The sequence below is a fragment of the Pseudorhodobacter sp. E13 genome (genome assembly GCF_003991405.1).
Classification (GTDB): domain Bacteria; phylum Pseudomonadota; class Alphaproteobacteria; order Rhodobacterales; family Rhodobacteraceae; genus Pseudorhodobacter.
This window is the reverse complement of the sequence record NZ_RPEN01000150.1, coordinates 76,975-89,567: the sequence shown is the minus strand read 5'-3', so window position 1 is coordinate 89,567 and position 12,593 is coordinate 76,975. Positions and strand designations below refer to the sequence as shown.

Annotated in this window: 8 protein-coding genes; 4 read left to right on the top strand and 4 right to left on the bottom strand. The window is 61.6% G+C overall.

All coding sequences use genetic code 11. The features are described from left to right. The first annotated feature begins 116 nt into the window (after positions 1 to 116). Genes EGN72_RS06285 through EGN72_RS06270 form a run of 4 tightly spaced genes read left to right on the top strand, consistent with a single transcriptional unit; the run spans position 117 to position 4,994 of the window. Positions 117 to 1,424: a flagellar hook protein FlgE gene (locus tag EGN72_RS06285; protein ID WP_127045806.1), complete on the top strand. Its 1,308-nt coding sequence runs from the start codon at positions 117 to 119 to the stop codon at positions 1,422 to 1,424. Positions 1,425 to 1,436: 12 nt separating this feature from the next. Beyond that, a complete protein-coding gene (gene flgK, locus EGN72_RS06280; RefSeq protein ID WP_127045805.1) occupies positions 1,437 to 2,891 on the top strand; it encodes a flagellar hook-associated protein FlgK in 1,455 nt (484 codons plus the stop codon). 1 nt (position 2,892) lies between these two features. Then, a complete protein-coding gene (locus EGN72_RS06275; protein WP_127045804.1) occupies positions 2,893 to 3,903 on the top strand; it encodes a flagellin in 1,011 nt (336 codons plus the stop codon). Beyond that, positions 3,900 to 4,994: a flagellar basal body P-ring protein FlgI gene (locus tag EGN72_RS06270; RefSeq protein ID WP_127045803.1), complete on the top strand. Its 1,095-nt coding sequence runs from the start codon at positions 3,900 to 3,902 to the stop codon at positions 4,992 to 4,994. The genes EGN72_RS06275 and EGN72_RS06270 overlap by 4 nt, the downstream gene beginning before the upstream one ends. Before the next feature lie 513 nt (positions 4,995 to 5,507). On the opposite strand, the gene EGN72_RS06265 is transcribed toward EGN72_RS06270, so the two are convergent. The 4 genes from EGN72_RS06265 to gndA all read right to left on the bottom strand — a co-directional run bounded on the left by EGN72_RS06265 (position 5,508) and on the right by gndA (position 12,519). Further along, complete coding sequence (locus tag EGN72_RS06265; protein WP_127045802.1) at positions 5,508 to 8,867, bottom strand: error-prone DNA polymerase; 3,360 nt, start codon at positions 8,865 to 8,867, stop codon at positions 5,508 to 5,510. Next, positions 8,864 to 10,381: a DNA polymerase Y family protein gene (locus tag EGN72_RS06260; RefSeq protein ID WP_127045801.1), complete on the bottom strand. Its 1,518-nt coding sequence runs from the start codon at positions 10,379 to 10,381 to the stop codon at positions 8,864 to 8,866. The genes EGN72_RS06265 and EGN72_RS06260 overlap by 4 nt, the downstream gene beginning before the upstream one ends. Continuing rightward, the gene (locus tag EGN72_RS06255; RefSeq protein ID WP_127045844.1) at positions 10,308 to 10,913 is read right to left on the bottom strand and encodes an ImuA family protein; all 606 of its coding nucleotides are present in this window, start codon (positions 10,911 to 10,913) and stop codon (positions 10,308 to 10,310) included. The genes EGN72_RS06260 and EGN72_RS06255 overlap by 74 nt, the downstream gene beginning before the upstream one ends. A 190-nt stretch (positions 10,914 to 11,103) precedes the next feature. Further along, positions 11,104 to 12,519, bottom strand: a complete 1,416-nt coding sequence (gndA, locus tag EGN72_RS06250; RefSeq protein WP_127045800.1) for an NADP-dependent phosphogluconate dehydrogenase — start codon at positions 12,517 to 12,519, stop codon at positions 11,104 to 11,106. Between the last annotated feature and the right edge of the window lie 74 nt (positions 12,520 to 12,593).

Genomic DNA, 12,593 nt, shown 5'->3' with positions numbered 1-12,593 from the left:
TTGCCAGCGAAAGCGGGGATAAATCAGATCAAGTTTTACCTATTAGCCTGATCTTAAGGCGCCGGATGCAGTTTGGGCTTTGACCAAGGATCGAAGCAGCAGAAAGGCGCTATTACATGACGATTTCCTCCTCGCTCAATGCCGGGGTGGCCGGGCTGAATGCCAATGCCACGCGGCTTGCAACCATTTCGGACAACATCGCGAACTCGGGCACTTATGGCTACAAGCGCGCCAATGCCGATTTTGAAAGCATGGTGCTCACCCAGACGCAGGGGGCGGGCATCTATTCGGCTGGTGGCGTCCGCGCCACGAATACCCGGTTGATTGATGAGCGCGGTTCATTGGTCGCAACATCTAATGCCTTGGATATTGCAGTATCTGGTCGGGGTATGCTGCCAGTTGCGTCCTCGACAGAAATTGCCAGCAGCGGGTCCCCCGACAATCTGATGATGACAACGACGGGCTCTTTCAGGCCTGATGCGGATGGTATTTTGCGCACCGCCTCTGGTCTGGTCCTGCTTGGCTGGCGGGCCGAGGCTGATGGCACCATCCCTGCGCTGCCACGCGATACCGTGGTGGGGCTTGAAGCCGTAACGATCAACACAAACCAACAAGCGGGCGACCCTACGACATCCATGAATTTGGGCGTGAACTTGCCTGCCACCAGCACAGCAAGCGGCAGTGCAGGCGCGTCCCTGCCTCTTTCGGTTGAATATTTCGGCAACCTTGGCACATCCGAGGCGCTGGATATCAGCTTCACCCCCACGGTTCCCGGCTCTGGCAGCTCAAATGAATGGACGATGGTTATCTCTGATTCCGCACAGGGTGGTGCGGTCATCGGGGAATATACGTTGACCTTTGACGATACGCGGGCCGCGGGCGGCACTTTGTTGTCTGTCACCACGGTTTCCGGCGGGGCTTATTCGCCTGCGGATGGAACCCTTGCGCTGACCGTCGCCGGTGGTCCGATGACGATGACCATCGGGCGGCTCGGCGACCCTAAGGGCCTGACCCAACTGTCCGACAGCTTCGCCCCGACTTCGATCACCAAGAATGGCTCTCCGGTTGGCAGCCTTACTTCGGTTGAAATCGATGAAAACGGATATATCAATGCCACCTATGATACCGGCTTCACCCGGCGGCTCTATCAAATCCCACTGGTTGACGTGGCAAACCTGAATGGTTTGGTTGCGATGAACAACCAGACCTACAAGATCTCGCCGGACTCCGGGTCGTTCTTTCTGTGGGACGCGGGCGATGGGCCAACCGGATCGGTGGTCGGCTATGCGCGTGAAGGGTCCACGACCGATGTCGCGGCCGAACTCACTGCGCTGATCCAGACCCAGCGCGCCTACTCCTCCAATGCCAAGGTCATTCAGACTGTGGACGAGATGTTGCAGGAAACCACGAACATCAAACGTTAAGGAACCTAAGAAATGAGCATTTCAGGATCCATGTCGAGCGCCCTTTCCGGGCTGAACGTCGCGGCAAGAAACGCCGAGGTTATTTCCTCGAACATCGCAAATGCGCTGACAGAGGGCTATGGCCGACGCGAGTTGCAATTGTCTGCCCGCCGCCTGGGGGGCACTGGCCAAGGCGTTCAAGTGACCGGAATCGCGCGTGAAATCAATCAGATCCTGATTGCTGACCGTCGCATCGCAGAAGCTGGCGCTGCCAATCTGGACAGCCGTGCCAGCTTCCTGTCGCAACTGGAAACATCCTTTGGATCGCCCGAGAATGCGGATTCGCTATCTGGCCGCATTGCCAGCTTGGACTCGGCCTTCTTGGCCGCCGCAGCCCAACCCGAAAGTAGCACGCGCCATAGCCAGGTGTTCGACGCGGCAGAGGCGTTGACAAAAAGCTTTCAGACAATCTCATCTGACATTCAGGCCGCCCGTAGCGCCGCCGATACCCGCATCGCCTCCGAGGTGGAGGGCATTAACCGTGCTTTGGTCTCGATCGCTGAGCTGAACCGCAACATCACCTCGCTATCCAGCGGCGGGCGCGATACGTCAGCTTTGGTCGATCAACGCCAGCAGTTGATTGATCAGATCGCAACCGTGATCCCGATCCGCGAGGTGCCGCGCGAGAATGGCAAGATTGCGCTGTTCACATCGGGTGGCGCAGTGTTGCTGGAAGGCAAACCGGCGGAGCTTGGATTTAGCTCTGTCAATCTGATCACCCCCGATATGACGCAAAGCTCGGGCGCGCTTTCTGGTCTGACCATAAATGGCCGCGCCGTCCGGACAGATGCAAGCGGACCTTTGGTCGGCGGCAGTCTGGCCGCGAATTTCGCAATCCGCGATGACCTTGCCCCTGCGGCACAAGCCAATCTGGACGCCGTTGCGCGCGACCTTGTGGGTCGGTTTCAGGACCCGGCGATGGACGCCACACTCGCAACGGGGGCTCCCGGCCTTTTCACAGATCTGGGCAGCGCTTTCACCTCCACGAACGAAGTCGGACTCGCCTCGCGACTTCGGATAAACGCCGCTGTTGACCCCGCGGCCGGAGGCGCCTTGTGGCGGCTTCGCGATGGGTTGGGGGCTGCGGCTCAAGGCCCGATTGGCCAATCCGCCTTGTTTTCGGCCATGCAATCGGCGCTGAATGACTCGCGACCAACCGCTTCTGGTGCATTCGCGGGCTCCACCCGAAGTTTGGGGAGCCTTTCGGCGCAGGTGTTGTCATCTGTTGCAAGCGATCGTTTATCCTATGAAACCGAAGCAGGCTTTGCGGCGGCGCGGGCCAGCGCCTTGCAATCGCTGGAACTTGAAGGTGGCGTTGATACGGATCGCGAATTGCAGGACTTGTTGCTGGTCGAACAGGCCTATGCCGCCAATGCCAAGGTGATCCAAACCGCAGATGATTTGATCCAGATTTTGTTGGGAATGTAAGATGGGACTCGTAAGCTTGGGCGATATGGCGCAAAGCTTCATGCTGCGCCGCATGACAACCTCTCTCAAACAAGACTCGCAAGTGGCGGCAAAGGAGCTGACGACCGGGCGCAGCGCTGATACCTCGCGCACGCTGCGCGGTGACTACAGCCAGCTTTCCGGCTTGCAAGCCTCGCTCGCGCGTCTCACCGGGTATCAATCGGCAACAAGCAGCGCCGCTTTGACCTCAAGCACGATGCAAGCGACGCTCCGCACAATCAGCGATCTGACTGAGGGAATGGGCGTTAACCTTCTCAACGCTGGCACATTGACGGATGGCGGAACCTCCAGTGCTTTCCTGCAAGATGTGACAGAGCGGTTTGACGCGGTTATCAGCAGCCTCAATACCAAGGTGGGTGACAAAAGCCTTTTCGCCGGCATCGCGAGCGACCAGCCCGCCTTGGTATCCTCGGATGTCATTCTTTCGGCGTTGGAGGCGGAGATCACCAGTGCTGGGGCGACCACGGCGCAAGATATCGAAAGCGTCGTCAGCAACTGGTTCGCAGCATCCAGCGGGTTTGCCAGCGTGGCTTATCTTGGCGGAGCAGCAGCCAGCCCCTTGGCGATTTCTCCTGATGACAAGGTAGAGCTGGCTATCACCGCCGCCGATCCGGCCTTGCGCGATGGCTTGAAAGCTTTGTCGCTCGCCGCCTTGGCCGCACGCGGCACCGTCACGGCTGACGCCACAACCAAAACGGAACTTTCGCGGCTTGCGGGGGCAAGCTTGCTGCAAAATGAAAGTGATCGGATGCTGCTTGCAGGGCGGCTCGGGCTGGCAGAGGCGCGCATTGATCAGGCGCAAACCCGGAACCAATCTGAAATTTCGGCCCTGCAAATGGCGCGTTCAGACATGGTTGCAGTCGACCCCTATGAGGCTGCAACCCGTATGGAAGCCGCCCAAAACCAGCTTGAAACCCTTTATTCTGTCACCGCGCGCCTGTCGCGCCTTCGCCTTGTGGATTTCCTGAGATGATCCGAATGATCCTTCTTTGCCTTTTGTTACCGATGATCGCCCAGGCAGCCCCCATTCGCATCAAGGATCTGGTCGAGTTCGACGGGGTGCGGGGGAACGACCTTGTCGGCTATGGTCTGGTTGTCGGCCTCAATGGCACCGGGGATGGCATGCGCAACGCGCCTTTCACAGAAGAAATCATGACAAATCTTCTGGAAAGACTTGGCGTCAACGTGAATGGTGAGCAGTTTCGACCCAAGAACGTCGCTGCGGTTTTCGTGACGGCAACGCTGCCCCCGTTCGGTCGGATGGGGGGGCGCATTGATGTGACCGTTTCGGCGATCGGCGATGCAAAAAGCCTGCTGGGCGGCACGCTTGTCATGACCCCGCTCAATGGCGCAGATGGTCAGGTCTATGCTGTGGCGCAAGGCACTATTATTGCCGGGGGGGTCGCGGCCGAAGGGGCCGCTGCCCGAGTTGTTCAAGGGGTGCCAACGGCTGGCGTGATCCCCTCTGGTGCGCGTATCGAACAAGAGGTCGACTTTGATTTTGCCGGGCTGCGGACCATCCGGCTGGCTTTGCGCACCCCTGACTTCACAACAGCCGGACGCATTGAAGCCGCAATCAACGATAATTTCGGGCGCGCCGTAGCCGCCATGCTCGATTCCGGAACGGTCGCCATTGATCTTGGGGCGACGCGGATGGGGTCGCCCGCCCATGTTCTCGGTCGGGTGGAAAATATTCGGGTGGAGCCTGAAACCCGCGCTCGGGTCGTTGTGGATCAACGGTCTGGGACCATTGTCATGGGTGCCGATGTCCGGATCAGCCGCGTCGCAGTTGCGCAGGGCAGCCTGACGCTTCGGGTAGAGGAAACACCCATGGTGGTGCAACCCAATCCCTTTACGGATGGTGAAAGCATTGTTGTCCCCAGAACCAATGCAAGCATAACGCAGGCGCCGGGGACGGGCATGGCAGAAGTGGAAGGGTCTACCAACCTCTCCGAAGTTGTTGCCGGGATGAATGCCTTGGGCGTCGCCCCGCATGACATGATCGACATTCTCAAGAGCATCAACGCAGCCGGGGCGCTTCATGCAGAGTTTTTCGTGCACTAAAACACGCGGGTGTCCCCAGATCATTTAAGTCGGTGTTTCTGGCTTTTCTGTGAGGCTTCGTAAGGCGCTTTGCCGTTGTTTACGGCTTGAGGCCCGTGGGGAGTTTTAGAACTGCGGCCATTTGGCAGGTTTTGCGTCAGGATCGACGGCCCTTGGAAAGCTGATTAGCTGATAGATCTCTGTGCTGGCAGTAGCAAGGCCGACGCAGCCGACGGATATCGATGTCTGCGTCGGCCAACTGTTCGGTGTAGCGAACGGATAGATGTTTCAAGCTCATTGGCTGGTAGGGCATTGTGGAACATGTTCCACAATGCCCCCTCTGGCGTGGTTGCGAGCGCCACCGCGCCATGAACGCCTGAGATTGATCTTTCATTGCCCGATGCCGCTGATTTCCATGGAAAGGGGAGCTAACGGGTAGCGGGGCAGAGGCGGGATCACACAGGCCTTGAAGCTGAAAAGGGCGGCGTGGGTTCTGCCGCGATGTCGCGCTATCAAAGGATTGTCGCGCGCCGGTCAATGAAAATCGCGGCTGGGAAACAAGGCTTTGGCCTGTTCGCGGGGGTGGCGCGCCGAGGGCCTGATTTTGCCACCGACGGGCCGTTTCGTTTCATCGGCCCGGCCATCGTTAGCATCGATCAGCACAGGGCGGCCAAGGGTTGCCAGCATCGGCGACACATCCTCTACCCGTTCGGCGATCAGATGGGTTGTGGGGCCATCATGCTGGATGCGGCCCGTTACACGCACCAGCCGCCCCGCGATCACGGCTTTGCGGAATGTCTCATACACCTGTTTCCAGACAATGATATTGGCGGTGCCGGTTTCATCCTCCAACGTCAGGAAAATCACCCCTGCTGCTGTGCCGGGGCGTTGGCGGGTGATGACAAGGCCGGTGACGCCGATGCGGCCCTTGGCCTGTGGCAGTTTGTCATGTGGCAGGCTTTCGGGCAGGCGGGGGCGCAGCAGTTCCATCGGATGGGCGCGCAAGGACAGGCGCAGCGACAGGTAATCCTCTATCACCTCTTGGCCCAGAGTCATTTGCGGCAGGGTGACATTTGGTTCCGCGCCGCCTTCGCCATCCGGGCCGAACAGCGGCAAGGGGGCAGGGGCCTTCAGCGCCGAAGCCGCCCAAAGCGCATCCCGGCGGGTCAGGCCAAGCGCGGCGAAGGCGTCTGCCTCGGCCAGCCGTTCCAGCGTATCGGGCCTTATACCCGCACGGCGCCACAGGCTTTCAACATCGGGGTAGCCATTGCCACGCGCGGCGGCGATCCAATGCGCGTCTTCCTCGCGCAGACCCTTGATCTGACGAAAACCCAGCCGCAGGGCAAGGCTGCCATCGGGGCGGGGTTCCAGCGTGCAATCCCATTCGGAATGGTTGACCGAGACGCCCCGCACCTCGATCCCGTGGTCACGCGCATCGCGCACCAATTGCGCGGGCGCATAAAACCCCATCGGCTGGCTGTTCAGCAGGGCGCAGGTGAACACCGCCTGATGGTGACATTTGAGCCATGCGGAAATATAGACGAGCCGCGCAAAACTGGCGGCATGGCTTTCGGGAAAACCATAGCTGCCGAAGCCTTCGATCTGCGCGAAACACCGTTCGGCAAAGCCCGCATCATAGCCCCGTGCCAACATGCCCGAGATGAAGCGGTCACGAAAGCCGCCGATGGTGCCCATGCGTTTGAACGTGGCGAGGGAACGGCGCAAACGATCCGCCTCGGACGGGGTAAAGCCCGCAGCGACAACGGCAATCTGCATGGCCTGTTCCTGAAACAGCGGCACGCCATATGTGCGGCCCAACACTTCCATCATCGCGGGGCCGAGGTCTTCAACCGGTTCGCGGCCTATGCGGCGGTTGATGAACGGATGCACCATGCCGCCTTGGATCGGGCCGGGGCGCACAATGGCGACCTCACAAACCAAGTCATAGAATTTACGCGGGCGCATGCGGGGCAGAAAGTTCAACTGCGCGCGGCTTTCGACCTGAAACACCCCGATCGCATCGGCGCGGCAGAGCATATCGTAGACCGGCGGGTTTTCTGGTGGCACATTGGCCAGCGTCCAGCTTTGGCCGCGATGATCGGCCAGCAGGGTAAAAGCCTTGCGGATACAGGTCAGCATGCCAAGCGCCAGGATATCGACCTTTAGCAGCCCCAGCGCGTCGATATCATCCTTGTCCCATTCGATGATGGTGCGATCTTCCATCGCCGCGTTTTCAATCGGGCACAGCTCATCCAGCCGCCCATGGGTGATGACAAACCCGCCGACATGCTGCGACAGGTGGCGCGGAAAGCCGATGATCTCATTGATCAGCTTGGTCGCAAGCACCATCCGGCTGTCTGAAGGATTCAGCCCCGCATCGCGCATCCGGTCTTCATCGGGGGCGGCAGCGGACCAGCCCCAGATTTGCCCGGATAACCGCGCGATCACGTCCTGCGACAGGCCCATGACCTTGCCCACCTCGCGGATGGCGGCGCGGCTGCGAAAGTGGATGACAGTGGCGGTCAGACCTGCGCGGTCGCGGCCATAACGCGCGTAAATCCACTGGATCACTTCTTCGCGGCACTCATGTTCGAAATCGACGTCGATATCCGGCGGCTCGCCGCGTTCTTTGGAAATGAAGCGTTCAAAGATCAGGGTGATGCTTTCGGGCGGCACCTCGGTGATGCCAAGAAGATAGCAAACCACCGAATTGGCGGCGGACCCGCGACCTTGGCACAGAATGCCTTTGGACCGGGCGAATTGCACGATGTCATGCACGGTCAGGAAATAGGGGGCATATTCCACCTCGCGGATCAGGGTCAGTTCCTTTTCGACGCGGTGGACGATCTTGGGCGGCGGGCCGGACGGATAGCGCCACTGAAGGCCAGCGCGGGCCAAGCGTTCCAGCCGCGCCTGCGCGGGCTCACCGTTCTGTGCCTCATCGGGGTATTGATAGCGCAGTTCTTCCAGCCCAAAGGCGCAGCGGTCGGCGATATCAATCGTGCGACGAATAGCGGCGGGGTGGCGGTGGAACAGGCGGGCCATCTCGGCCCCGGTTTTCAGGCGGCGTTCACCATTGGCAAGCCGGTTGGTGCCGATGGAATCGATGGTGCATCCAACCCGCAGACAGGTCAGCACATCGGCCAGAGGGCGGCGGGCGGCGCGATGCATCAACACATCACCCACCGCGACCATCGGCAGGTTGACCCCTTGGGCAATGATTGCCAAGGCATCCAGCCGGCTTTGGTCGCGCCCGTCATAGCGCGGGGCGGCCCCCAGAAAGCACTGGCCCGGAAAGCGGCGCGCCATGTCCAGCAGATCGCCTCGCGGCAACCGTGCCTCTAGCGGATCGGGGCAAAGCGCGATCAGGATCATGCCAGCCCCCCATTCGGTCAGATCAATGCGGGTCAGGTGACATTCGCCCTTGGGCGCGCGGCGTTTGCCAAGGCTCAGCAAACGTGTCAGCCGGGACCACGCAGCCAGATCCGTTGGCAGGGCCAGCCATTCAACGGCGCTATCGGTCAGCACAAGCCGCGCCCCGGCGATCAGTCTTGGCAACGCTGCCTGTGGCGAGGGCGGCCGCTGCATTGCCCCTGTGGGATGTGGCATGGTCTGGCGGCTGGAATGGTCCGTGACCTGCTGTGACCGGATCATCGGCCCGCTTTGCTCTGCATCGCTTTGCGCGCGCGCCTCTGCACGCAGACGGGAGAGTTCTTTCAGCGCCGAATAGGCCCGCACCACCCCGGCCACCGAATTGCAGTCGGTGATGGCGATGGCAGCAAGGCCCAGTTCGGCGGCGCGGCTGACCAGTTCTTCGGGATGCGATGCCCCGGTCAGAAAGGTGAAATTGGAGGTGACGCAAAGCTCGGCATAGTTGGTCTGGGCGGGGGTCATGCAAACTCTCCCTGCACATACCAGTTTTGCCCGGCCGCATCCTGCGGTGTCACGAACAGCCAAAGGCGCGGGCCTTGCTCTGTCTCAATCCGCCAGTAATCGCGCAGGCCAGAGCGCCAAGCCGGATCATCCAGCCACCAATCCGGGGTGATGCGTTCGGGCCCTTTCGCGCTGTGCGTGGTAAAGCGCATCCGCCGCCAGCGAAACCGGCGTGGTGGATGGCCCGACGCCTCGGTGACGGGTTCGGGGGGGAACAGGGTGATCGGGCGGTTTGGCCCGCCGCGCGGTGGCATAGGTTCGGCACTGCTATAGGCGGCGGGGGCCAGCAGGAAACTACGCTCTGGGATCAGGCTGTCGGCAGGCAACAGCCGCAACACCCGGTCAAAGCCAATCCGGTTGCCAAGCGAGGACAGCAGATCGGCCAGCGCATCTTCATGCCGGAGGGCCGGGCCCCCGCCGCGCTGTTCGCTGAGGTGCAAGCTGATATGTGAGCCGACCTGTTCCGGCGCCAGCGGTTCGGTGATCGGGGCAGACAGGCGCAGGGCGTCAATGCCAAAGCCTGCGTCAACCTCATCCACGCCTTTGGTGAACAGCGCTGCAATGCGCATGGGGTCACGCATCGGGCGGGCCAGACCGATTTCGACCTGCGTTGTGCCGCGATCTACCCGGCGCAGATCCAGCCGCAGACGGCGCGCACCCATATTATGCAGGGCCAGCTTGTGGCACAATCGGTCCAGCAGGCGCGCAAGGCCAGCCATCACATCCGATTGCAGGCCAATCGGTTCTGGCAAGGTCATCCTGACGCCGAAATGCGGCGGCTCTGCCGTGGCGGCAACCGGTTCTGACTGCGCGCCAAGGGCTTGATCCAGCCGCAGCACCAAGCCGGTGCCAAACCGCCGTGCCAAAGGGGCGCGGGGCAGCGGGATCAGATCGGCAATCCGTGACAGACCCACGCGAGACAGCGCCTCGGCTGTTTCCTGATCCACGCGCAGGGCCGTGATGGGCAGTGACCCGATACCATCGCCCAGATGCCCATCGGGAACAATGCCGCCGCCATGCCGCGCCAGCGCATGTGCCGCACCGCGGGTGCCCGCAATCGCGCTGACGGCGGTCAGCCCTGCACGTTCCAGCCGCGCTTGCAGATCATCGCGCAAATCTGCCTCGCCGCCAAACAGATGCGGCACACCCGAGATATCGGCGATCAGCCCATCCGGGCCATCGGTGCCCACCATCGGGGCATAGCGTGCGGCCCAGCGGCGCAGGCTGGCCAGCGCGGCGGCCTCGGCTGCCAGATCGGCGGGGCGGGTGGCAAGATCGGGGCAAATGGCGCGGGCATCGGCCAGTGCCATCCCGCGCGACAATCCCCGCGCCAGCGCCGCCATGTTCACGCAATGCAGATGATCGGTATTGCCCGACCGATGGGTCAGGGCAAAGGCCCCGTCAAAGGGGCGGTTCCGCAGGCTGATATCGCTCGCCAGTCTCGGAAACCATATGGAAAGCAGTCGACGCGCCATCCCAGTTTAAAACCCAATGCCCTAAAGTTCCCTGTTTGTTCTTATTAAGGGACCAGTGATGCAGAGTCGAGTCCGATGCAGGGCTGGCCTGCGGTTCGCAAGCCCATCGCGTTTCGGTGGCGTTGCTGCCCGCATCCTGCCGAATCAGCATCAGCCCGGTCGTGCGCCCTGCCTCGGCGGCCAGTTGTAACCTGCGCCCGGCCAGCAGTGACAGCGGTTGCTGCGGTTCGGCAATGACCAGCCCGGTCGGGGCCGCGCGCAAGGCTTCTTCGACACACCAAAGCAGGTCGGTTTCCCCGGCAGGGCGCAGCAGATGCAGCCGCGCGCTGACCCCCTTTGGCAGGCCCCATGGCATCGGCAGTTCGGGCAAATATGCGGGCAGCACCCAGATCAGGGGGCCAGGGTGGCGCGCGGCCTGAAACAGCGCAAAGGCACGCCGCCCCCGCCCTGTTGCCTCATGCACGCGGGCCGGGCGCAAGGCGAAGGCATCGCCCACGGCGGGGGCAAGCCGCTTGCCTGATCCATCCTTCAACACTGCTTCCCCCTTTCTCGGGTCATGGCTGTTTCCCGTGCAGCCCCCTGCGGGTTTCGACCCATGGCCGACAAGGCGCAGAGGGGGCCGATTCGAATGCCGGTGCCATGAACAGGTTGGAACTTTACGAGAACATGCCGCGCAAGGGAACAGGCCTTGGACCGATCTGTCGGGTGGGGTGTGGCTGGCCTTAGCTGCCTTGCTTGGCCCAAGGGCCGTGATGCCCTGCGCCGCCGTCGATACGTTCAAACCCATGCGCGCCGAAAAAGTCGCGCTGGGCCTGAATCATATTGGCGGTAGAGCGCCCGGTGCGCATCATGTCAAACCACGCAAGCCCGGCGGCCAAGGCTGGCACGGGCAGCCCGTTCAGCGCCGCCTGTGCGACAACATTGCGCAGGGCGTCATGGGTCTTGGCCAGATGATCGGCAAAGAACGGTGCCAGCATCAGATTGCGGTTCGGATCTTCGGCCAAGGCGCTGGCCATATCATTGAGCATGGAGGACCGGATGATGCAGCCCTCGCGCCAGACTTTTGCGATTTCGGGCAGCGGCAATGACCAGCCAAACTCGGCCGAGGCGGCGGTGATCAGGGCAAAGCCTTGGGCATAGCACAGAATCTTGCCTGCGATCATGGCTTGTTCCAACTCGGCCACAGTCAGGCTGCCGCGCGGCAGGGTTTGCGGCGCGGGGCCAAACAGCGCCTCACCCTTGCAGCGTTCATCCAGCAGCGCCGAAGTGTTGCGGGCCATCACGGCAGCCTCGATCACCGGAATCGGTGCTGAAAGGTGCTGCGCTTCGATCACTGTCCAGCGGCCCGTGCCTTTTTGGCCTGCGCGATCCAGAATGACATCGACAATCGGTTCGTTGGTTTTGTCATCAATCACGGCTGTGACTGCGGCTGAAATCTCGATCAGATAGGATTGCAGCGGGCCTGTGTTCCATTCGGCCAGTGCCTCGGAAATATGCGGGGCATGCAGGCCCATGCCATCCCGCATGACGCCATAAACCTCGGCGATCATTTGCATATCGGCATATTCGATACCGTTGTGCACGGCTTTGACGAAATGGCCTGCGCCCGCCTCGCCCATCAGGGTGGCGCAAGGGGTGCCTTGGTATTTCGCAGCAATCGCCTTCAGGATATGCGACACGCGGTCCCAATCCGCAGCATTGCCACCGCCCATGATCGAGGGACCGTGGCGCGCACCTTCTTCGCCGCCTGACACGCCGATGCCAAGAAAGCGCGGGCCGCCCTGTGTGGCATTTGCGGCGCGGCGGTTGGTGTCGCGGAAATTGGCATTGCCGGCGTCGATGATCAGATCACCCTCATCCAGCAAGGGGGTCAGGGCGGCAATCTGGTCATCCACAGGCTGCCCGGCGGGCACCATCAGGATGATCGCGCGCGGTGTTTTCAGCGCGGCAACCAAGTCTGCCAGCGTATCGGTCGGGGTGATGCGCGGTGCAAGCTCTCCCGCGGTTTCGGCGAATTTGCGGGTGACTTCGGTTGTCCGGTTCCAGACCGCAATGGGAAAGCCCTTCTCTGCGATGTTCAGGGCCAGCATCGCCCCCATTGTGCCAAGGCCGATCAGGCCAATGTCTGATTGGGTCATGGGGTCTGTGCTCCGTTTCGGTTGGGCGTGACAGTTCCTAAGGTCATGGGTTAGCGGTAACGCGGTGGCTGGCC